General features: G+C 47.6%; 21 protein-coding genes. 5 read left to right on the top strand and 16 right to left on the bottom strand.

Annotated features, from left to right (window positions below):
• Nucleotides 1-7: 7 nt before the first annotated feature.
• The 4 genes from ACRRNK_RS04455 to ACRRNK_RS04440 form a co-directional block, all read right to left on the bottom strand.
• Complete coding sequence (locus ACRRNK_RS04455) at nt 8-598, bottom strand: DUF1273 domain-containing protein (protein ID WP_433946801.1); 591 nt, start codon at nt 596-598, stop codon at nt 8-10.
• Nucleotides 599-646: 48 nt separating this feature from the next.
• Nucleotides 647-871, bottom strand: coding sequence for a hypothetical protein (locus tag ACRRNK_RS04450; protein ID WP_433945602.1), 225 nt, complete (start codon nt 869-871; stop codon nt 647-649).
• Between the two features lie 106 nt (nt 872-977).
• Nucleotides 978-1,262 (bottom strand): hypothetical protein, encoded by a 285-nt coding sequence (locus ACRRNK_RS04445; protein ID WP_433945601.1) that lies wholly within the window; start codon nt 1,260-1,262, stop codon nt 978-980.
• A gap of 180 nt (nt 1,263-1,442) precedes the next feature.
• Entirely contained in the window at nt 1,443-2,432 is a 990-nt protein-coding gene (locus ACRRNK_RS04440; protein ID WP_433946800.1) for a Gfo/Idh/MocA family protein, read from the bottom strand.
• 172 nt (nt 2,433-2,604) lie between these two features.
• On the opposite strand from ACRRNK_RS04440, the gene ACRRNK_RS04435 reads away from it, so the two are divergent.
• Nucleotides 2,605-3,744, top strand: coding sequence for a zinc-dependent alcohol dehydrogenase (locus ACRRNK_RS04435; RefSeq protein WP_433945600.1), 1,140 nt, complete (start codon nt 2,605-2,607; stop codon nt 3,742-3,744).
• 136 nt (nt 3,745-3,880) lie between these two features.
• Here the strand turns inward: ACRRNK_RS04435 and ACRRNK_RS04430 are convergent, their stop codons facing one another.
• The 6 genes from ACRRNK_RS04430 to ACRRNK_RS04405 form a co-directional block, all read right to left on the bottom strand.
• Complete coding sequence (locus ACRRNK_RS04430; RefSeq protein ID WP_433945599.1) at nt 3,881-4,672, bottom strand: nucleotidyltransferase domain-containing protein; 792 nt, start codon at nt 4,670-4,672, stop codon at nt 3,881-3,883.
• A 285-nt stretch (nt 4,673-4,957) separates the two neighbouring features.
• Nucleotides 4,958-5,593: a spore coat protein gene (locus tag ACRRNK_RS04425; protein WP_433945598.1), complete on the bottom strand. Its 636-nt coding sequence runs from the start codon at nt 5,591-5,593 to the stop codon at nt 4,958-4,960.
• Nucleotides 5,594-5,684: 91 nt separating this feature from the next.
• The gene (locus tag ACRRNK_RS04420; protein WP_433945597.1) at nt 5,685-7,514 is read right to left on the bottom strand and encodes an ABC transporter ATP-binding protein; all 1,830 of its coding nucleotides are present in this window, start codon (nt 7,512-7,514) and stop codon (nt 5,685-5,687) included.
• Nucleotides 7,495-9,258, bottom strand: a complete 1,764-nt coding sequence (locus tag ACRRNK_RS04415) for an ABC transporter ATP-binding protein (protein WP_433945596.1) — start codon at nt 9,256-9,258, stop codon at nt 7,495-7,497. The genes ACRRNK_RS04420 and ACRRNK_RS04415 overlap by 20 nt, the downstream gene beginning before the upstream one ends.
• A gap of 38 nt (nt 9,259-9,296) precedes the next feature.
• The gene (locus ACRRNK_RS04410) at nt 9,297-10,022 is read right to left on the bottom strand and encodes an HAD family hydrolase (protein WP_433945595.1); all 726 of its coding nucleotides are present in this window, start codon (nt 10,020-10,022) and stop codon (nt 9,297-9,299) included.
• A gap of 577 nt (nt 10,023-10,599) precedes the next feature.
• On the bottom strand, nt 10,600-11,217 hold the full coding sequence (locus ACRRNK_RS04405) for a restriction endonuclease (RefSeq protein WP_433945594.1): 618 nt from the start codon (nt 11,215-11,217) through the stop codon (nt 10,600-10,602).
• A 266-nt stretch (nt 11,218-11,483) separates the two neighbouring features.
• Between ACRRNK_RS04405 and ACRRNK_RS04400 the strand changes: the two genes are divergently transcribed.
• Together ACRRNK_RS04400 and ACRRNK_RS04395 are read left to right on the top strand one after the other, a co-directional pair.
• A complete protein-coding gene (locus ACRRNK_RS04400; RefSeq protein WP_433945593.1) occupies nt 11,484-12,251 on the top strand; it encodes a hypothetical protein in 768 nt (255 codons plus the stop codon).
• A gap of 641 nt (nt 12,252-12,892) precedes the next feature.
• Complete coding sequence (locus ACRRNK_RS04395; protein ID WP_433945592.1) at nt 12,893-13,201, top strand: hypothetical protein; 309 nt, start codon at nt 12,893-12,895, stop codon at nt 13,199-13,201.
• An 86-nt stretch (nt 13,202-13,287) separates the two neighbouring features.
• On the opposite strand, the gene ACRRNK_RS04390 is transcribed toward ACRRNK_RS04395, so the two are convergent.
• The 4 genes from ACRRNK_RS04390 to ACRRNK_RS04375 all read right to left on the bottom strand — a co-directional run bounded on the left by ACRRNK_RS04390 (nt 13,288) and on the right by ACRRNK_RS04375 (nt 17,464).
• The gene (locus tag ACRRNK_RS04390; RefSeq protein ID WP_433945591.1) at nt 13,288-13,464 is read right to left on the bottom strand and encodes a hypothetical protein; all 177 of its coding nucleotides are present in this window, start codon (nt 13,462-13,464) and stop codon (nt 13,288-13,290) included.
• A gap of 329 nt (nt 13,465-13,793) precedes the next feature.
• The gene (locus ACRRNK_RS04385; protein ID WP_433945590.1) at nt 13,794-14,789 is read right to left on the bottom strand and encodes a Gfo/Idh/MocA family protein; all 996 of its coding nucleotides are present in this window, start codon (nt 14,787-14,789) and stop codon (nt 13,794-13,796) included.
• Between the two features lie 62 nt (nt 14,790-14,851).
• Complete coding sequence (locus tag ACRRNK_RS04380) at nt 14,852-15,526, bottom strand: hypothetical protein (protein WP_433945589.1); 675 nt, start codon at nt 15,524-15,526, stop codon at nt 14,852-14,854.
• A gap of 105 nt (nt 15,527-15,631) precedes the next feature.
• Nucleotides 15,632-17,464 (bottom strand): WD40/YVTN/BNR-like repeat-containing protein, encoded by a 1,833-nt coding sequence (locus ACRRNK_RS04375; protein ID WP_433945588.1) that lies wholly within the window; start codon nt 17,462-17,464, stop codon nt 15,632-15,634.
• Nucleotides 17,465-17,776: 312 nt separating this feature from the next.
• Here ACRRNK_RS04375 and ACRRNK_RS04370 point away from each other — a divergent pair, with 312 nt between their 5' ends.
• Nucleotides 17,777-18,706, top strand: coding sequence for a helix-turn-helix domain-containing protein (locus ACRRNK_RS04370; RefSeq protein ID WP_433945587.1), 930 nt, complete (start codon nt 17,777-17,779; stop codon nt 18,704-18,706).
• 124 nt (nt 18,707-18,830) lie between these two features.
• Nucleotides 18,831-19,730 (top strand): alpha/beta hydrolase, encoded by a 900-nt coding sequence (locus ACRRNK_RS04365; RefSeq protein WP_433945586.1) that lies wholly within the window; start codon nt 18,831-18,833, stop codon nt 19,728-19,730.
• A gap of 201 nt (nt 19,731-19,931) precedes the next feature.
• Here the strand turns inward: ACRRNK_RS04365 and ACRRNK_RS04360 are convergent, their stop codons facing one another.
• Both ACRRNK_RS04360 and ACRRNK_RS04355 read right to left on the bottom strand, forming a co-directional pair.
• A complete protein-coding gene (locus ACRRNK_RS04360) occupies nt 19,932-20,390 on the bottom strand; it encodes an acyl-CoA thioesterase (RefSeq protein ID WP_433945585.1) in 459 nt (152 codons plus the stop codon).
• Nucleotides 20,391-20,492: 102 nt separating this feature from the next.
• Nucleotides 20,493-20,912, bottom strand: a complete 420-nt coding sequence (locus tag ACRRNK_RS04355; RefSeq protein ID WP_433946799.1) for a GNAT family N-acetyltransferase — start codon at nt 20,910-20,912, stop codon at nt 20,493-20,495.
• Nucleotides 20,913-21,180: the final 268 nt, after the last annotated feature.

Here is a 21,180-nt window from a genome sequence, read left to right as displayed (position 1 = left end):
TCGACCATTACCACTCTTCAGGCAGGCCTAAGGATTCATCGCCCGGTCGTTCGTTCATAGCTTCCTCATCCGCAATGCTCTGGATATCTTCAGAAGTTAAGCTTAGGTACAAATATCCCTCTTCCTCATGCTTCTTCAAAGCCCGCTTCTTCATGAATTTGGGACTGGCCTCGCCAGCATCCTCATCATAGAAGAGCAGAATCCCTTCCGTCTTCCGCAGCAGCAGGTTATCCCGGGCCGTGAGCTGCCATACACCGTCATAAGGCTGGTTGCTCACAGATGCATAGTAATCCAGCTTTCTGATGATCTGCTCATAGTACTCCTTCTTGTCTTCCTTCCAATTCTCTTCGGGATTCTTGTAGCCCGTGATGATCGAGCATTTCAGATGAGGATATTCCTTCTTAAGCTCAATCGCCGCTTCAGTTGCCCATAGATCGACTCCGTACTGACCAGGTGTAATCACCCACTCAAGTCCTTCCTCAATCAGCGGAATGAGCTTCCCCGTAATTGCCTTGCGTATATAAGTAATTCCTTCGTGCTTTTGATTGTAGATCCCCAGTTCATGAGCACGGTATCCGGTTACGAGTAGATTTTTGATAGTCATAACTTGTCACACCCTTACGCTATATAAGCCCACAGAAAATCTTTACATTCTGGTACGGTCGAAACTACGAGGAATGCTTGGACTTTCGGCCGCTGCCCTCCTCCAGATTTCTTTATCAAACCACATTAGTTGTTGAAATCCGGAGACAAGCATATGCTTCCGATGCAGCTTTCTTTCAGAAAGCTTGTAGGCGATCGCTTTCGCTCCTACAGTTCCAAGCTTCCCCTCCGTTACTCCTTCCTTGCATGCCAATTTCTCTAAGTTCATTATATACAGCCTAATCTTGTGAAGGCATTATACCATGCAGGCGCACAAAAAGGGACGCTCCCCAAGGTCCATTGACCTGGTAGAACGTCCCTATTCTCTAAACTTATTACTCTGTCGGTGTTGACTGCTGAGGCTGAACAGGCTGTGCTACTTTAGGAGCAGCGATCCGCCAAGCGGGAACAACAGCTAGTGCCAAGAATAGAATATCTAGAGCATCAAATATTTCTCCGCTCATTTCCTGGAACATCTGGAAGGTATAGCTGTCAAACATGCCATCCATTCCATCATTACCGACGTAGGCAAACAATAAATATTTACCTAACAGGACCCCGATAATACTTGTGATTACTGCAATGATTTGATGAACTCTTGTCGTGCGCTTGTTCGCCAAGAGTAGTACCGCCTAACCAGTTAATGCCCCTACTCCCAAAGCGACATAACCTACTTCGCGGTTGGTGCTTACGCCAACAACGGTCCAAAGTACGGCACCCAGGACTGCTGCGACCAGCGCTCCCAAAATCGGTAAAACAACAACAGGAATCTACCTTTTATATCCTAATTTGGTTACTTCTTAGATGCGATCCGCCTTATATTTCAGACCCATCTGCCGTCTTGCTTCTTCCATAATCTCCGCCACGGCAAGCGAGGTCGCATGGGAATTAATCTCGCTGTTCCGCTCACCACTTAGGATCAAGTCCATAAATTCACGGGCTTCATAGTACATGGATTCATGCATCTGAGGCTTGGTGAGATCCTCGATCGTCCCATCCCGGTAATGAATCTTCACGGAATAAGGCTGATTGATCTTATCAATCACCATGGTTCCGTTCTCCCCTTGAATTTCGGTCGGCAGATAGGAGTCGCTAATCTTGGAGTGCATAACCACGCCTTCCATTTCGTCATATTTCATGATCATACTGCCTTCCCCATCTACCCCTGATGACAGCATGACGCCTACGGCCTGAATGGAGTCCGGCTTACCGAAGAGCGCCACCATCGGATAGAGGCAGTAAATCCCCAGGTCCATTAGAGATCCGTTGGAATACTCAGGATTAAATGCGTTAAGTACCGTTCCCTGCTTGAAGGCATCATATCGGGAGGAGTATTGACAATAGCTCGCCGTATAACGACGGACCCGGTCTAATTTGTACAAGTTATCTTTGATCACTTTGAAATTAGGCATTAGCGTGGACTTGAGCGCTTCCATCAGCACCACATCGTTCTTCTGCGCAGCCTCAATCATACGCTGTACCTCTGCGGCGTTAGACGCCATAGGCTTCTCGCAGAGGACATGCTTCCCGTGATTCATACAGAGAATAGCCTGCTCCGCATGAAAAGAATTAGGACTTGCGATATAAACCGCATCCACGTCATCGCTTGTGACCATATCCGTAAGATCCGTATACACCCTTGGATCGTTGAATTTCGCGGCAAAGGTACTGCCCTTTTCTCTAGTTCGTGAATAGACTGCCGTCAGAGCAAACTGGTCATTCTCCAACGCAGCCTGTACAAATCGTTCTGTTATCCAATTCGTCCCGATAATACCGAATCGTACCACTATATCTCATTCCTTCCCTCAGAACATCGATATGATTATTCTCTCACTCTGTCAAGTCGATGTCTACCTCGTAAGGCAAGGTTCATAAGTTTGGAAATTAATTACCATTGTCTCGTTTAAAAAAGAAGGCATAGGGTATATTTCAACTATCACTACTTAGGAGGTCAGAGCAGATATGAAAGCTGTCACTTTTCAAGGAGCCAAAGACATTCAAGTAAAGCAGGTGGCGGACCCCAAGCTGCAGAAGAAAGATGATATTATTGTACGGATTACCTCAACCGCCATTTGCGGTTCCGATCTACATATTTATCTGGGTGCGCTTCCTACCGCCAAGGACTACGTCATCGGCCATGAGCCTATGGGCATTGTTGAAGAGGTAGGGCCTGAGGTGACTCATGTGAAGAAAGGGGATCGTGTTGTTCTCCCATTCAATATTTCTTGCGGACAGTGTTATTACTGTCAGCATGATATGGAAAGTCAGTGCGACAACTCGAATCGCAATGAAGAGATCGATACAGGCGGCTATTTTGGATTCACGGAGCGGTATGGGAATTACCCCGGTGGACAAGCCGAGCTTCTGCATGTACCCTACGGCAACTTCATGCCTTTTGTGATTCCCGAATCCTGTGAGCTTCCTGATGAAGCGCTGCTGTTCATGTCCGACGTGCTCCCAACAGCTTATTGGAGTGTAGAGAATGCTGGTGTGAAGCCCGGCGACACCGTTACGGTACTTGGCTGCGGACCGGTTGGCCTCATGGCCCAGAAGTTCGCCTGGATGAAGGGCGCCAAGCGGGTCATCGCCATTGACAATGTTCCTTACCGCTTGAATAAAGCCAAGCAGATGAACAACTCGGAAGTGTATAACTTTGATGAGTTCGATCATATGGGCCAGTATATTAGGGAAATCACTCATGGCGGAACCGATATCGTAATCGATTGTGTGGGGATGGATGGGAAGAAGAATGCCTTGGAGGCCATTGGCCAAAAATTAAAGCTTCAAGGCGGTACACTGAGCGCCCTGGACATCGGAATTCACGCGGTCCGCAAATTCGGCACGATGCAGATTACCGGAGTATATGGATCCCTATATAATATGTTCCCGCTTGGGGATATTTTTGAACGGAATATCACCTTGAAGATGGGTCAGGCTCCGGTCATTCACTACATGCCGAAATTGTTCAAAATGATCACCGCTGGAGAGTTCGATCCCACGGAGATTATTACGCACCGGGTTCCGCTTGACCAGGCCAGCGATGCTTACAAAACGTTCTATGAACATGAGGATGATTGTATTAAAGTCATCTTGAAGCCATAATCCCGTTAGCACAAAATAGGGGGTGCCTCATGGGAGCCATATCATATGGCTCCCATAGGGCACCCCCTTGCTAATGTGAGCAGGATATAATTTAAGTGCTTAGAATGAGCACTCCGAGGACTGACCGCGCTTTTCCCTATACTTTTAGCGGCACACCCCATACCTCTTGCAGGGCTCCAACAAACAGCTTATCCAGCTGTCCATCAAGTCCTCCATCCGCCTGCTTCTGCTCACTTATCGTATTCTCATAGTGGACAATTCTCTCATCCAGATACTCATGAATTAGGCTGAGCTTCGGCTCATAATCAAGTTCATCTCCAGCCTTCTTCCGTTCAAGCAGCTCCCTGATCTCCTTGTTAAGCTCACTATTCGGCGGAATAAGCTCTGTAACCAGATGATCAAATTCCATCGGCGGCATGGTACCCTTACGTTCTATCCAGCCGCAGGCAAGAATCGGTCTTAATACATAGAAGTATTTCTTAATCCGCACCGTATCCCCTGTTAGATAGTCCCGGAAATTGCCCCTCGCCATATTGAGATAGTGATACATACAGGATCTTGGGGAAAAGGTGAGCGGAGATATCCGGCGAATTTGTTCCGCCACAGCTGAGGTCTCCAGATACTGAATCGGGGATTGCAGCCATTCGAGCAGAGGCGGATTGGATTTCCGGAATAAAAACAAGGCTTTCTTAAGGTCCCACCCGTTAATATCAAGCATATCGCTGATCGGACGTTCGATCACATCCCGCTTCTCATGGATGGATAAGTACCACTCAACCTCACGTATGTAGATGAACCGGACATCATAATCGCTATCCTTGGATGGAAATCCCCAGGCCCGGCTTCCGGATTCGCAGGCATACAGAATGCGTACCCGTTCCTCCTGTTCGATTTTTCGCAGCTCCTGTCTGATCTTATCCTCCATCATTTGTTGAGATCACCTCTCTGTATTGGTCCAAAAAAAGCCGCGAACCCTTACGTCCATGGCAGATTGTATTGTTGGTTGAAAACCGCGTTTAATATCAGTGAATTATACCTACTGTCCTAAAATTTGTAAACCGGACAAGCTGATCAGAATCGTAATAAGACAGTTCGAAAAAAACAAAGCAGCGATTCTCCCATAACGGAAGAATCGCTGCTTTGTGATTCGGTAAAGCGACTCCCACTGCCACGGTCAGCCAGATTGACTGAGGCACCTAATCTGAAAGGCTAGTTAGTGAGTCTGGCCCATCCCCATACCTTGGTTCCCGCCCATAGATGGTGCGAATTCGTTCAGCATGGCATGCATATCTTGACCTGGAAGCTGAGGAAGCTGGTAATAACCGCGAACATTTTGATATTCGAACAGCTCATAAGCCATTTCAACAAAATTCTGCGATTGGGAAGCCAGCACCCGTCTTACTACAGGATTAACTACTTCTGTAGCTGATCTAGCCAGGGCAGAAGCGTGCGGCTTAACGATATTCAGCATTAACGTGCTGATCACCGCATCATTAATCTCTGCCTGTGAGGCTGCTGGTTTCTTAGCCTGACCTTGCTGCTGCATGCCATATACCGGCTGCTTCATTTGCGGAATCAAGTAAGGCTCTGTCTCTTGACTTGGTTTCTGCCCTGACTTGAAGCACTCCACCGTCAAGTCGTACTGGGTCCGAATATAAGCCGATTGACGATCCAGGATACCCATAAGCTCCTGGTCCTTCACGAATGATCTGTAGATGGTATAGTTATCAAGCAAATTGATGGTACATTGGATAATTTCATGTGCTTCAAATATTTCATGCCCACCGCGATTGAACTGTGGAATACTCTGACCTTGGGTTTGCTGCCCTAATCCATGTTGCTGCTGCATCGGTAGATTCTCCTTTGAAGTTAATGTAATGAGTGAACCTGAATTAGTATCCATAAAAAATTGATCTATTATTCAGATGCTGCGGCCCTCACTACATATCTTCATTCCTAAGTTGTCCGTGATACAGCTTGCTGTAGAATCCATTCTCCTTAAGCAGCTCTTCATGCGGACCCTGCTCAATCAGTCTTCCATCCTTCAGGACAAGAATCTTGTCTGCCTGCCGTATCGTATTCAGCCTGTGAGCAATCACAAAGCTGGTTCTCCCTTTCATTAGACGCTGGAGACCTTCCTGAATCTTGATCTCGGTGATCGTATCGATACTGCTCGTGGCTTCATCTAATACAAGAATCGAAGGATTTGCAAGAATGGCCCTGGCAATAGCGAGAAGCTGCTTCTGTCCTTGGCTGATTCCGCTTCCTCCAGTCTCCAGCACTTTATCATATCCACCTTCAAGCCGCATAATGAAAGCATGCGCATTGGCAAGTTTGGATGCTTCCTCAACTTCCTCATCGGATGCATCCAGACGGCCGAAGCGGATATTCTCACGAATGGTTCCCTGGAAAAGAAAAGAGTCCTGCAGCACGAAGGCCATATGTGATCTCAGGCTTTGTCGCTGAATGGTCGTAATGTCACGTCCATCTACTGTGATTAGTCCCCCTGTGGGATCGTAAAATCTCGACAGCAGCTGGATTAACGTGGTCTTGCCTGCTCCAGTTGGACCTACCAGTGCAACCATTTCGCCCGGCTTCGCTTCAAAGGTGATATCGGCCAGCGTATCCCCGTCCTCTTCATAAGAGAACGACACATGGGAGAAGCTCACCGCTCCATCCACATGATCCAGCTTCACAGAAGAGCCCTCATCCTTGATCTCCACTTCCTCGTCCATGACTTCAAATACCCGCTCTGCTCCCGCGATCGCCGTCAGCAGGGTATTCCACTGGTTAGCCAGATCATTCAAAGGTCTTGTGAACTGTCTCGCATACTCCACGAACACAATAATGATCCCGATCGTGACCGCACCGCGAATCGCAAGAATCCCCCCGATGCCAGCCACAATGGCAAAACTCAAATTGTTAAGGCTGTTCATCAGCTTGGGGATGAAGCCCGATATCGTCTGAGCCCAGAAGCCCGAGCGGCGAATGGCTTCATTACGCTCTTGGAAGCCCCGAATTACCCTCGGTTCCTGTGAGAATGCCTTAATGATCCGCTGACCGGACAACGTCTCTTCAATATATCCGTTCAGGTCCCCCAGATTATTCTGCCGCTGCTTATATAGTGGACCTGTTCGCCGGGTAATCCAGCGCATGCCCAGAATCATGAGCGGCACAACCAGGAAGGTCAGCAGCGTCAGCAGCGGGCTAAGATAGAGCATCACGCCAAGTGTACCCACCAGAGTGAGAATACTTGCAAAAATCTCAATCGCAGAGCTGTTCAGTGTGGAGCTGACGTTCTCAATATCGTTAGTCAACCGGCTCATGATCTCGCCCTGCTGCCTTTTACCGAAGAAGGGAATCGGCAGCTGGTGCAGATGGGTGAACAGTTCCGTACGCATCCGATATACCGTCTCTTGGGAAATTTCAATCATCCAGATGTTCTGCAGCCAAGAGGTTACAGAATATAGCGTATATACAAGCCCAAGCCCTGCAAGAAATAGACCAAAGTCCCCGCGGCGGCTCTCCAGATAATCATCGACGGCTTTACCAATCATATACGGGCCAAGAAGAGCAAGCCCGGAGCTTAGAACCACCATGAACAGAACGAGGATAAGCTTCGCCTTGCGGCGGGCAAGATAAGACCAGATCCTTCCCACCGTACCCGAGACGTTCCTCGCCTTGGCCCTTGGCTTCCTGCCGCCGCTCCCCTTCTGCAGTTCAATCTCGGGAAAAGGATGTCGAAACGGTTCAGCTAAGGCTTTGAACATGATGTGATCCCTCCCCATACTGAGATTTATAGATTTGCCGGTACAGTGAGGAGGTCTCCATAAGGTCTTCATGCTTACCGCAGGCGGCGAGCCGGCCTTCATCCAGGAGCAGAATCAGATCCGCAGACCTCGTAGAGCTGATCTTCTGTGTAATCAGGAACGTTGTGAAGGACAAGGCCTTAAGAGCGTCAAGGAGGGCCGCTTCTGTCGCCACATCAAGCGCACTGGTGCTGTCATCCAGAATCAGAATCGATGGCTGTCTGACCAGAGCCCTGGCAATCGACAGCCGCTGCTTTTGCCCACCTGACAGATTGACCCCTCGCTGACCGAGCATTGTATCGTACCCTTCAGGCAGTCTTTCAATTGTCTCATGAATCTGGGCCTGCCTGGCCGCCGTCTCTATCTGTCCGGAAGAAGCATCCTCACGGCCCCAGGCAATATTATCCCTAACCGAGCCTGTGAACAGCATGACCTCCTGAGGCACATAACCAATCGAGGCCCGGAGGCGCGAATGGGGGATATCCCGGATATCCACTCCATCGATACGGATCTCCCCTTCCGCTGGCTCATGCAAGCGGGGGATCAGCTGAATGAGCGAGGATTTACCCGCACCTGTTGCTCCAAGTATAGCGACCCGTTGACCCATCTCCGCCTTGAAGCTAATCCCACGGAGGACGGTAATGTCACTGCCAGGATATCGAAAACCTACATTTCTGAATTCAACCTGCCCGCGGATAGGCGCGGCTATTTCACTCGATTGCTTCGATCCGCCAATAGCCTCAGGAAGAGGTGCTTCGGCATGATCTTCTGTATCCATCACTTCTTGTATCCGCTTCGCTGAGGCGATAGCCCGGGAATAGTTCATAAGTATCCACGACAGGGCCGAGAGCGCCCCGATAATCCGCAAGGAGTAATTGGCAACGGCGACGACCTGACCAACGGTGGCATCGCCCGCGGCGATATCTACCCGTCCGAACCAGAGCACCGCGATGATCGCGCAGTTCACCAGCAGGAGAATGAAAGGCACCGTCGATTCCATAAGCCTGAGCGACCCCACGGTATCCTTCATCAGCGCGAGGCTGAATTTTGCGAACCGTTCAATTTCATGCCCTACCCGTACGAATACCCGGATCAGCCGGATTCCCGTCAGATTCTCCTGAATGATTTCATTCACTTTATCCAGCCGCCTCTGGACTCTGCCGAAGTTGGCTGCCGCTTTCCTCATCATCCACACGACAAACACAATCAAAAAGGGAACGGTCACGACAAGCAGCAGCCCCAGCTTCACATCCACAATAAGTGCCATCAGGATACTGCCAAATACGACAAGCGGCACCCGGGTCGCGAACCGGAGACTCATGAAGATCATATCCTGCAGCTGGGTAACGTCCCCGGTCAGCCGTGTGATCAAGGAAGAAGATTCAAACCGGCTGAATACAGAGTAGGTGAAGGACTGCACCTTACCATACAGCTTATCCCGCAGATCAAATGCGAAGCTTTGGCTGGCATGGGACGCGAAGAAGGAGCTCGAAATGCCGGCAATGAAGGCGATGACCGAGCTTCCAAGCAGCACACCGCCCCACAGCCATACGACGGACAGATCCTTCACACGTATCCCGTTATCAATGATTTTAGAGATCAGATAAGGCTGCATCAGCTCCACAGACAGCTCAATCAGCATCATGAGCAGGGCCGCAATGGAGGCAGCACGGTATTTCTTGAGAAAAGATAAGACCATTCCCATAAGTATTCCTCCAAGGCCTTTGAAGGCATTTAATTCATTTACTTGCCAAGCTCGTTCATTCCATACAATTTACCAATCTCTTCGTAATTAGACACGACGTGATGAGGCTGATGATCCGACTCCGGCTTCGCTCCCCGGTGATTGAACCAGATGGAGGTCCAGCCTGCACCCAGACTGCCCACCACATCATTACGCCAGGAATCTCCAATATAATGGCAGTCCTCCGCACGAGTTCCCGTGCTTGCATTAACATGAGTGAACAGACCAGGATCCGGCTTGGCAACTCCGACTGCACCGGAGATGAAGATGTGACTTTCCGGCACAACCTTCTCGATTTCCATAGCCAGAATTTTGCTCATTTGATGTTCCATCGGGCCATTGGTGATCAGTCCAACGACATAACCCGCTTCACTTAACCAGCGAATGAGCGGCACCGCACCTTCAAACGGTCTAATTTCGAACTGTCCCTTTAAATAGGCGGACTGCAATCTGCCAGCCTGTTCCTCCGTCACGTTCACCCCAAGCTCAGCCAGGCTCAGCATGAACCGTCTCTTACGCATACGCTCCATTTTGGCCTGATCCGGAACCGCAGAAAGACCTTCCTCATCAGATAGAAGATCACTATAATAGCGGAATAAATAGTAGGCCCTCTCATACGGGAAATCCTTAGGCAATCCAAGAACCTCCATTAAGGCGCTGCGCAGGGGCGATAAATGATCGTAGAGCGTGTCATCCACATCGAAAAATACAGCTTTCTTGTTCATCGGTTACACCTCAACTTACTTTCCATTTAAATATTGATATATATGTAAATATGATTTTAATACTTTCGGAAAGGTTTATCAAAGAAATCATAGTATATTCCTCAGAATTAATAATTTTCCGGGAACGAAGCTGTTTTGCGGAAAAAGGGGGGCTAGGTAACCGATGCACTGCGCATTCGAATGTTCTTAAGGGCCGCTGTTGTTCGGGGATTCCTTGATCGGAACTTACAAAGGAGGGAATCCCCGAACAAAGGCGGACGCTGGCGCTTCTCCAGAATCATTCGACCTGCTCCGTTTTGGTTTAACCTATAAATTTTAAAAGCATTACAAACCTCACCTTGTTGAATAGAAGTTAACATGTAACACCAACCCATTTTAAATAAAAAGCCGCCCCCGGATAGGAACGACTTTGGTTATATATTGGATTATCGTGCTAAGAGATCAGTTAGTTCATTGCATCCGCAAACGGTCGCCGCAAAAATGCTCCGCTCTTTGCTTAAAAGCATATGTACTTAGTTACTAGAGAGGAATAACAAGGCATAAGATTCAGTTTTCTTGGAAATTCTCACTTTCTCTTTTAAGCACTTGTCTTCTTTTCTGCTGTCGCGGCTGATTTCGCCCCTGATAATTTATCTTTCATTTGTAACAACATTTCAATGAGCTCATCTCTATTAATTAGCCTTACCCCATTGGACTTGGCCAGTTTAAATGCTTGGGCCGTATAGTCGCTGTTTGTCACGACCCAACCAGAAGAAGCACGGTAATGAGCAATTGCCCCCTGAACTTCCTGGACAGCCTTTAGCCCGACATTCTTACTGTATCTTTTAGCTTGTACTACAATCCGCTTGCTGTCCTTAGTTAGCACCAGGTCAGCCCCATAGTCTCCCGCTGCTTGTGTCACTTCTGCTTTATAACCTTGGGAACGAAAGAGATGACCGAGATACTTCTCAAATTGAATACCGTCCATTTTATCTATCTCAGCTATTCCAGATCGTTTCAAACGTTCCCTTTTAAGGTTGGCAATGTGGATCATAAAGCAAATAGAAGCTACTACGCATACACCACCAACTATCCCTGCTATCTGAAGTGAGCTTGTTACCATATACGTCAGTAGTGACGGGAATACAAATGATGCTCCTAGGACTGCTTGTAAAAACTCTTCTTGCTGCTTAGCTTTGCTTTTTCGTCTTGCCATAATAAATCCCCCGAATCAATAATAGTATATGTTGCATACGACAAATTATTCTTTTTATTAAGTAGCAAAATAAATTATTGACATAAAGAGCTTATTTTGACGAATTAGATATTATCCTTTATTTTTTGGACCTCTTCACTATAGAATATCAACAAAGCAAGTAACCTTTGTACTCATTTTTTTATTTTAGTTCCTGTCTACTATATAAACTTTAACAATAGCGTGTTACCTTTAATTGGAACAAAAAACAAATATAGGAGGAATATATGAAGTCTATTACAGTAAAAAAGAGTATTGTAACTGCAGTTCTCTCAGTTGGACTTTTAATGTCTGTTTCCGTTAGCGTATCTGCTGAAACTAGTAATGTGGAAAACCCTGTATCGACTGTCGTTTCAAAAATTGACGTGAATGCGATTCAACAAGGTTTTGAGAAAAACGGAGTTGACAAAGCTACTCAAGAAAAATTATTAGAGAAGATAAAAAATGGCGAACTTTTAGATTCAATGAACCCAGAGAAAGCAAAAGATGGCGTTACTACAACAACGCGTCCTAAAGTCTCTGTAAAGTCGACAAATACTCCAGCAGGTTTTTCTTCTAAAACAGTTTTTCCAGATGGATCATATATCACTGTAAGCGTCACACCACCATCATCAACTTCCAACGATGGAGGAATGAGTACTCAAGACGTAACTCCCGGGCCAGGTACCGTTTGTGGATCTGGATACTGTGCAATAAGGGATGCTAAAGTAAAGTGGGATAACGGGGTGGTCAGTGCTTACTTCTTAGCAGACTATACTTTCGCTTATGGAACTGGTGGATATGATACTATTAATAGAGTCTATCAACCTTCTGTTTATTGTTTAGCTGGATCATACAGTGACCTATCTGGACCAACAATTATTAGAGCAACTGAAACTTATTATCAAAGCGCAAAAGCGTCGATTAGCTGGAAATATTCGACCAAACTTGGAGACACCCTCCAGTATTTAATTCTGGATGTACAAAATGATAAGGCTACATCTTCCTCAGCTTAACCATAATGTAGTGCCATCATACCACCTTTTGGGTATAATACTAATAACAGGTGGTGAAGTAAACATGAAGCTTTTTAATTTCACAAAAATTAATTTATTTATTCTTTTTTTGGGGTTCATTGCTTTGTTAATATTCATTTATTTCGTTACTGGTCTATATGGGATGATTTCTTGGTAAGTAAAGCCCCTCAAAAATTTGAGGGGCTTTACTTCCTGCGTTTTGAGTGAGTATCAAACCTGAATTAAAAGTGTTTACGTTATTTCAATTTATACATGCTTCCTGTTTATAGTAGCTCTGCTACTTAAAGAACAAAACAAAAAGAGGTACGCCCCGCTTATATGCCACATTTAAAGCCGTGCGTGTCATTCCCCCTATTTCTACGTTACCAATATATCATGGAAAAAGTCATATGGTGTTCATCATCTTAGGTTCACATTAGAGTCAGGTTGTGTTCACTTTAGGTTCAAATACCTAGCTTTCATTCCATATTAAAATGATCTCTAATATAAATGAGCTTATTAAGCTGACGGAAAGGTTAGTTGAGACGAGCCCCTTCCAAATGAGAAGACAAAATCAAGTCATCTTTTTTGGGACACACCATAGACTAAAATGTACTTGCTTAATATGGGAGGGGCTCGATGTGAGATTGGTTATTCTTTTGGTGGGTGTGATATTACTTACTCTGCTGTGGACAAACCCTGATAAATCTGATTTCGAAAAGTGGGTGCTAAAGAAGGAAGTCAGTAATTATCAAAGAGGAACTCCTTTACAGCCTGTTAATTTTCAAAGCAAAAATTATCTATTTTTCTCAATACATGAACTATCAATTGTAAGGCAACAGACTGATATTATGACTGAATACGACACCTACAAGGGTGTGGGTATACTCGGAATGATATTTCCGATTTTGGGTCCTGATATTGATGGCAAGCAGTCCCCAGCATTTTAAGTTCGTTTTCTGCACTAACGAGGAGCTTAGTCCACTAATAAGGCAGAGGGCTACCGATCGTATTTCATCGGTAGCCCTCTGCCTTATTAAAACTTCTCATTGTCCTGCTCTAAGAAACCCATAAGCTTCAATGTATTGCTCATACTCTCAGTTCCTTCGATGATCTTACGACGAACGTGCTGTCGGTGGTCCATCCGGCGAGCTGCTTCACCATCGACCGCCACTCGCTTTAATTCTTGCTCAAACTTCTCGAAGTCGCTCATCAGTGAGAGCATACTCGTATATTTAGAGAGCAGGAATTTTGTCCGCTGGATTTCTTCTTCTTTTGATGCCTAAAGTGAGATTTCTTTAAAAAGTATACTTTAGACCGCCAACCGTTTCCAATCCGAGCGCATAAAAGACGTAGATCTGTCGGTTGGTTGGTTTTAAATCGGCCATAATTGCTGAAGAAAGCTGCAATAGGCCGAAGACGAGAAATAGCGCCACAGATATAAGATCCGTGACGCCATTTATACAATTTCGAGGCATCCTCCAAGTTTCAAAAATCATATTGTGAACCCTTTTGGGTTAGCCTAGTTGTAGAATGATCATGTCATTCAAACGGATATTTGAGGCCCCACTGGGCACGCACTTCATCAAGCAGCTTCATAATATTCAAAGATTCATCCAATGGAATGACCGGGCTCTCCAGAAGTCCTTCACGAAGATACTGCCCGGCTGCCTCCGCCTCGAAGTTGTAGCCTGCAGATTCACGATGATCGGTGAACACTTCCGCCTCTGCCCCGTCTGCATGCAGGGTTGCTGTCTTCGCATTCAGAAAGGAAGGGATATGAATGTAACCCTCAGTTCCATGGATATACGCATCGTTGGTCAGTCCTAATGAGACGGCACCACTGAGCAAGGCAGACCTGCCGCCGCCGTAATCCAGCAGTAGGGAGAATTGTTCATCCACCCCAGTGGTCCCGATTCGGGATGTACTGGACATCTTCTCTGGCGCTGCTCCAAAAATCATGGAAGCGAAGGATACCGGGTAAATCCCCGTGTCCAGCAGAGCCCCTCCGCCAAGCTCCAGGTTCAACAGGCGATGCTCGGGGGCCCATTCCGTCTTGAAGCCGAATTCAGCCTTTACCAGCTGCACCTCGCCGATTCGTCCACTCTTAATCCATTCTCTCACCTTAACAATCGGGGGCAGGAACCGGGTCCACATCGCCTCCATCAGGAATAGCTTCTTCTCCCGGGCCAGCTTAATCATCTCTTCGAGCTCCGTGCTGTTCACTGTAAATGGCTTCTCACACAGCACAGCTTTCCCCGCCCGCAGAGTAGTCAGTGTATTCTCTTTGTGAAAAGGATGCGGCGTTGCCACATAGATTACATCGATGTCTGGATCTTGTACGAGCTCCTCATAGCTTCCATAAGCCCGGGTTACCCCGTGAGCTTGAGCAAAGCGTGACGCGCTTTCGATTGACCGCGAGCCTACAGCCAGACACTCGGCATTCTCTACAAAGGCAAGATCGTCTGCAAATTTCCGGGCAATCCATCCTGTACCGAGAATGCCCCATTTTACTGATGTCACCTTGTTCTCTCCCATCGTTCAAGCCTCCCTTAAATATCCGCTGTCCAGGTTAGTCTAACACGTCTCTCCTCATCAGATCATTTCTTTGGAAGTTTATATTTAACGGTTACTCTCTTCATAGAACGGTTGCCTGCCAGGTCCTTCGCTTCAATCTCGAAGATATTATTCCCCTCTACCAAGGTAAAAGACTTGGTGAACATACCGTTCACTACTTGGACCTGTTCAGGTTCTCCTCCGTTAAGATGAACCGTAACCGCATCGTTCTCCAGATCCTCATTCACCTTACCCGTCAGAACATAGGTCTCCGAGCGTACGGGATTACTTTTGCTAATCATCTCAATCTTTGGCGCCTTTTTATCCGCGTCTGCGGGCTTCCCTGCAGGATTCCCGATTACGATTCCAAGCCCGTTCGTGCCTACATATACTCTGCCATATACCCTTGGATCGCCGGTAATTGTGACATTTGCAGCTCCGAATTGATGCTGGTCATCATTGATCCGAACCCAGCTTTGCCCATAATCATCGGAACGGTAGATTCCAAATTTGCCACCTAATCTCGCATAAGAGTACAATGCCATGTTCTTCTTGCCTGGTGCCGCCTTGCCAAATCCAATCGTAGCGGCCTCTTGTACTTGATCCAGTCTCTTGAAGGTGCTGCCCGAATCAACCGAGTGCCACAAGCCAAATATACCTGTTCCATTCTTGTTATCTCCTGCGGCAGCTATCCAGATGTCACCCTCTATTCCAGGCATAGCTTTGAAATTACTCGTAAGCTGGGTTGGTAATCCGGCGGCATTAGTTGCCGTAAAGGTAGCCCCGCCATCCGTACTAAGATAGAATTTCCCGTCAGCTATCCCTTAGAACTTGGCTGGATTGACCCGGTCTGAGGAGACTCTTGCCCCGCTCGGAATCCCCGAGGAAGCCATCCAGGTAGCTCCCATATCTTTCGAATAACTAACAGGGCGAGGCGCTTTGTCATAGGATGGGCTCCAGACAATGGATGAACCATCGGCTCCAACAGCCACATGCCCACCCCCGGTCTCATCTTCCTTCTCTGCTGGCCATGCATGAGCTGCCGGCTTCCAGGTCTGGCCGTTATCTGTGGATACGCCCATTCTAGGCGCTTCCCCGCTCGCATTTCCCACTCGAACCACAATATTCGGATTCAGCTCCGCGTAGTCAATGTCCGTGCTGGTACCGAGAGTTGGATTCGTGATCATACTTGGAGCCTTCGTCAGGTCCTCATGGCGGAACCCGCCAATATCACCCATGGCACTGAGCAGAGGTGCTCCGGACGGAGGACTAATCAGACCTAGAATCGCTGTCTCTTCTATCCCGTCAGCCATCACGGAAATATTCACATTCTTCCCCTGATCAAGCGCGGTTACATTATTTGAACCATATAGTGTAGCCCCCGTGCCATACATAATTCGGTCTGAGTTAAAAGGATCGATCTCCAGATCGCCAATCATCCAGCCGAGCTTAGGATTCTGTTCAGGAAGATTCTTGTTCTCTCCCCAATCCAGCCACGGCGCAATGGAATAGTCAATCGTGTAATGATTCTCTCTTACCGGATCCTTCCCGTAATCCAGCGTCCAGAATGATTTCCAGGTCTGGCCCCCATCTGTGCTGCGGTAAATGAACTCGTCTGGCCACCATTTGTTCATGGTTGCGACCATAAGGGTATCCGGATGCTGGGCATCTACGGCCAATCCGCCATATGGGCTGTCTGTCACCCCGGCTCCGGTTGGGCTGATATCTGTCCATTTACCGGTAGTGGTGTTGTATTTCCAGACAGAACCCTCACCGCCATAGTATGGACCGACTTCTTTGGCATAGATTACATACAGATTACCATTGCCAGACAATACGCCATGATGCGGGAGGAAGCCCTGCCCTGGCTGCCCAGGCAGCACTTCCCAGGTCTGTCCGCCATCCGTACTTCTGTAAATGCTGTGCTCGGTGTCCGCAACTCCGACATAGATCGTCTGTGTATTGCGCCCACGGCTTCCCGTTCCTGGATCAAAGGTTACCCAAACCACACCCACCAGATCATTATAGTAATCCTTCACATTGCCTACTGCCGTGAAGCTGTCCACCTTGCTCCAGGTTGCCCCGTAGTCGGTGCTGCGCCACAGTCCATTGCCGCTTCGGGTTCCCATATAGATCACACGGTTATTGTTCGGATCAACCGCCAGCCGTTCACCCATCGAGCGGCCCGGCATATTTCCACCCAATTTGAACGGCAGTTCCGTTCTCTTCCAGGTATCCCCCTTGTCCGTAGAACGCAGCAGGACACCGTTCATATCCGTCCAGTCGTTCGTATACGTCCCTGATGCGACGTAGAGACGATTCGGTTCCACCGGGTCTGTAGCCAGACTATCAACCCCGAGCATGTTCCACTCCTTGAAGCTGACCGAATCCAGCAGCTGGACCCAGGAATGGGTCGCCGGATTCCAGCGATAGGCACCGCCCATATCTGTCCGGGCGTAGATCAGATCTTTCTCCTTCGGATTGTATACAATACCCGGAATGAATCCTCCGCCTACCACCTTGGCACGTCCCCAGTCATAGGTCTGGCTCTTGACCGCAGGTTGGTCTTCCCTCGCCAGTGCGCTGAATGGGGAGCCCCCCATAACGGGCAGTACTACTGCGGCGGCGATAGCGAGACTAAGAACTTTTCTGAACATAAATTCCCTCCTGATCTCAGTGTGGATTTTGTAAACGCTTACTAAGGTTGCTGTTTAACATTCTAAAGGTCTTCTCTTGATAAGAATACCTTCATAATTGGTGCAATTTTCATGCAAAAATTGGACATGGCAGCCAATAGAGTCATGAGCTCTATCGGCTGCCACGGACGGAAAGAAATCACCAGACTCATACCTTATCTTGAACTCTACCAAAATTCAGCTTAACCTGGCAAAAACCATTGATTCCATTCGTAGACGACTGTTATTATTCGTATAGAATATTTGGAAAACTTAGGGAATTAGGAGGCTGCTATGGGAGACTGGACCGAAGGAAGAACGTTTCATCCCGGCTATAGAATGGGATTATCCTGCCGCATGGAGGAGATCACGTGCAAAGAGACTCGAAAACTTCCATCCGGATATCAAATGATACTGATTGAAGAAGGGAACGGAATGGTAGAGGTTGGGACACAGGTGTACCCGATCCTGTCCCCTGCCGTCTATTGCTATCATCCTCAGGAGCAGATTCGCCTTACTGCGGGTACCACTCTTCAGTATTATCTTCTGTGCTTCTCACCGGACGTTTTAAATGAAAGGTTAGGGGGTCTACCGGTTGTTCAGGATGAAGATGTACATGGGCTTACCGTCACGGACTCTCAAGACTTATGGCTGCTTGAGCCTTTCAGAGAACGGCAAGATGGCTACTGCGGGTCTGTTCCACTTGATCCTGCATCGGCCAGGCACGTGGCAGAGCTTCTTCAAGAGATGGGTACTAATCTTAGCGATCAGCCGGATTACTATTGGCCCTGCAGAAGTCGATCCTATCTGATGGAACTGTTATTTCTCATCCGAAGATCTTATCAGAGAGCCGTATTTACCCCCGCCGCAGTTCCTTATCATGTCTCTGACTCGGTGAAGCCCATTCTGGAATATCTTCATACCCACTATAAAGAGAAGATCAAGCTCGAGGATTTGACCTCAGCCTTCCACCTGAACAAGACTACACTCGGGGAACAATTTAAAAGATCCACAGGCCTCTCGCTGATCGCCTATTTGAACAAGATCCGAATGACCATGGCGGACTCCATGCTTCGTAATACGCTGCTGCCGACAACAGAGATTATGGAGAGAATCGGATTCCGGGATGATGCTCATTTCATCCGCCATTTCCGCAAATACTCTGGATATTCACCTGCGGAATACAGGAATAAGTACTGCTGGATGCTTAACAGTCACAACTGACCACCCCATCACTCCTGCCGATTTGCAGGAAGGGCCTGCCGATTCTCAGTACACAGCTTCATGTGCCGCCTGCTAGACTCTGGATAAGCCTTACTAATCCATATAGAAAGCGGGAGATATCGGTATGAAAATGGTCAAAGGACTTATCTTGGCGCTGTTCCTTGCTCTGCTTGTAGAGCCCCTTGCGGTGGCTTCAGCAGCAAAGGACCGCTCCACTTCTTCAACCATGAAAGTGAATTTCTACAGCAATGCGCTTCAGAAAAAAATGCACCTTAACGTCTACCTGCCTCCGAATTATGAGGCTCAAAGAAATTATCCGGTGCTCTATGTGCTTCATTCTTATAAGCTGAATGAAGACCATTGGTGGAATAATCTAAAGATCACAGAGAAGGCCGATGAGCTGATTGCAAGCGGCAAGATCGAACCTCTGATTATTGTAGCCCCAATGATTGATAACAGCTTTGGCGTGAACTCGGCGGAGCTGACCGGTACAGTTCCCGAGAGCGGTAAGCCCGAAGATGAGGGCGTTCTTTACAAAGGAAAGTACGAGGATTATATCACTCAGGATGTGGTCAACTATGTCGACACGCATTTCAAGACGATAAAATCCCGCAGCAGCCGTTATCTGGGCGGAACCTCCATGGGCGGATTCGCTGCCCTGCACATTGGTTTCTCTCATCCCGAATTGTATGGTAAGGTAGGCGGTCATTCCCCGGCGCTGTTCGTTGGCCCTATGTGGGATGTGCTGGAGAAACTCATCTATCCGACTGAAGCTGTCCGCAAGAAGAACGATCCTATTCTCCTTGCCGGAACACAGAAGCTGAACAAGCAGCGGATCTACCTTGATATGGGGGATAAGGATGATTTTCTTGGACCTTTGAAGACACTGGATCAGGTATTGGCCAAACGTCCGACCAAATCCTATGAGCTGCATGTGAATCCAGGCGGGAAGCATGATGATGCCTACTGGAGCAGCCAGATGGAGAATTACCTGCTTTTCTATGCGGGGTTTGATCAGGACTGATCAAGAAAATGTGCATATGCATATGAAGTAAGAACGATATTAGACAATGTTACATTTTGAAAAGAGGGCGTCATGCAATCCTACCTCCCGGTTGCATGACGCCCTCTTTATGCTTATGTTATAGCGGCTTTGACTAGCAGCAGCTCAATCGCTCGCTTTCTGGACTCTTATATTGGAATCCTCGTCAGCCTCTATTTGTAATCAGTCCGCCCATTTCTCATAAGAACTAATCACTTCGCGCGCGGAGTCAGGAATTGGAGTGCTCTTGCCACTCTTCGTATCTATCAATACAATGGCTCCGCGCCCAGCTGCCTTCAGCTCGTCATCCGCAACCAGGGCGTACTCAATATCGATAGACGAACGGCCGAGCCTTGCCACCCTGATGTGCAGCTTGAGCGGATCACGTAAATAGATCTGTGCCAGGTACTGGCATTCCAGATCAGCAACGACGGATACCCGTTCTTCACTGAACAGGTCGTCCGTTAATCCCAAATTCTCGAAATATTCAATCCGCCCTTGTTCAAAATACATGAAATAGCTCACATTGTTCACATGTCCCAGCAGATCCGTTTCGCAATAGCGAACCTTAATCGGGATGGAAAATTGAAATTGACTGAGCCAGCTCTGCGGATCAGGCTGTACAAAGGATTCTTTTCGCATAGGTAGACCTCTCTTTATCATCATCATTGTAAACGTCTCTTCTGACACAGAAATAGGAACATTCCACTACCACAAGGAACGTTCCTTATCCAACTTGAATTTCTATTTATCCATGACCGTGAACATCCCAGTCATGCCTGGAGAATAGTCCCTGAACCCGTACTTCTCATAGAACTTCTCCTTGCCTTCCGAAGCGAATAATCCAATAAAGGCACTTCCATCAGGGCACCTCGATGTCTCGATGAAAGCCAGGAGCTGTTCCAGAATAAGGCTGCCCACACCAGAGACCTGGTACTCCGGCAGAACAGCAACATCCTGAATATAGAAGTACATCGCCCCATCGCCAACAATCCGGCCCATACCGACCGTGATGCCTTGGTGAACGGCGACTACACCATATACCGAGCCCGCAATCGAGGCCTCCGTCATCCTGGTATTCACTTCTCCCCAGCCTACGGATTCCCATAGAAGTTGATGTTCTTCGACTGTTGGCAATCTTTCTATAATCTCATATTTATTCATTGTCATATTGGGTGACCACCTTTAATCATATTTAAGGGTGGCTGTATCCTCTGAGACAACCACCATGGTTATTTGCTGGATGCAAATGTCAGCTCCATGTCGTTCATCTCCTCTCATCTATTCACTGATTATCATAGTACGGATTTCATGATTTGGATAGATAGCTTGATAGTTAGATAGTTAGAAAGGTAGGTAGCAGATCAGTATCCAATGGTGCTCCGTGCGACGCTCCACAAACGGAAGGTTGCTCCCCTCGCTGTTGTTTCCA

Origin of the sequence: Paenibacillus sp. SN-8-1 (assembly GCF_050995535.1) — a bacterium.
Lineage (GTDB): Bacteria > Bacillota > Bacilli > Paenibacillales > Paenibacillaceae > Fontibacillus.
Note: the sequence above shows the minus strand (reverse complement) of the source record. Positions and strands in the feature narration are given on the sequence as shown.

Bases quoted from the DNA above. Each gene is read 5' to 3' on its own strand.
- ACRRNK_RS04410 (WP_433945595.1), bottom strand. From the start codon at position 10,022: ATGAACAAGAAAGCTGTATTTTTCGATGTGGATGACACGCTCTACGAT.
- ACRRNK_RS04405 (WP_433945594.1), bottom strand. From the start codon at position 11,217: ATGGCAAGACGAAAAAGCAAAGCTAAGCAGCAAGAAGAGTTTTTACAA.
- ACRRNK_RS04390 (WP_433945591.1), bottom strand. From the start codon at position 13,464: ATGAGCGACTTCGAGAAGTTTGAGCAAGAATTAAAGCGAGTGGCGGTC.
- ACRRNK_RS04355 (WP_433946799.1), bottom strand. From the start codon at position 20,912: ATGAATAAATATGAGATTATAGAAAGATTGCCAACAGTCGAAGAACAT.
- ACRRNK_RS04430 (WP_433945599.1), bottom strand. From the start codon at position 4,672: ATGATGGAGGATAAGATCAGACAGGAGCTGCGAAAAATCGAACAGGAG.
- ACRRNK_RS04400 (WP_433945593.1), top strand. From the start codon at position 11,484: ATGAAGTCTATTACAGTAAAAAAGAGTATTGTAACTGCAGTTCTCTCA.
- ACRRNK_RS04435 (WP_433945600.1), top strand. From the start codon at position 2,605: ATGAAAGCTGTCACTTTTCAAGGAGCCAAAGACATTCAAGTAAAGCAG.
- ACRRNK_RS04375 (WP_433945588.1), bottom strand. From the start codon at position 17,464: ATGTTCAGAAAAGTTCTTAGTCTCGCTATCGCCGCCGCAGTAGTACTG.
- ACRRNK_RS04425 (WP_433945598.1), bottom strand. From the start codon at position 5,593: ATGCAGCAGCAACATGGATTAGGGCAGCAAACCCAAGGTCAGAGTATT.
- ACRRNK_RS04365 (WP_433945586.1), top strand. From the start codon at position 18,831: ATGAAAATGGTCAAAGGACTTATCTTGGCGCTGTTCCTTGCTCTGCTT.
- ACRRNK_RS04380 (WP_433945589.1), bottom strand. From the start codon at position 15,526: ATGCCTGGAATAGAGGGTGACATCTGGATAGCTGCCGCAGGAGATAAC.
- ACRRNK_RS04450 (WP_433945602.1), bottom strand. From the start codon at position 871: ATGAACTTAGAGAAATTGGCATGCAAGGAAGGAGTAACGGAGGGGAAG.
- ACRRNK_RS04385 (WP_433945590.1), bottom strand. From the start codon at position 14,789: ATGGGAGAGAACAAGGTGACATCAGTAAAATGGGGCATTCTCGGTACA.
- ACRRNK_RS04360 (WP_433945585.1), bottom strand. From the start codon at position 20,390: ATGCGAAAAGAATCCTTTGTACAGCCTGATCCGCAGAGCTGGCTCAGT.
- ACRRNK_RS04415 (WP_433945596.1), bottom strand. From the start codon at position 9,258: ATGGGAATGGTCTTATCTTTTCTCAAGAAATACCGTGCTGCCTCCATT.
- ACRRNK_RS04420 (WP_433945597.1), bottom strand. From the start codon at position 7,514: ATGTTCAAAGCCTTAGCTGAACCGTTTCGACATCCTTTTCCCGAGATT.
- ACRRNK_RS04370 (WP_433945587.1), top strand. From the start codon at position 17,777: ATGGGAGACTGGACCGAAGGAAGAACGTTTCATCCCGGCTATAGAATG.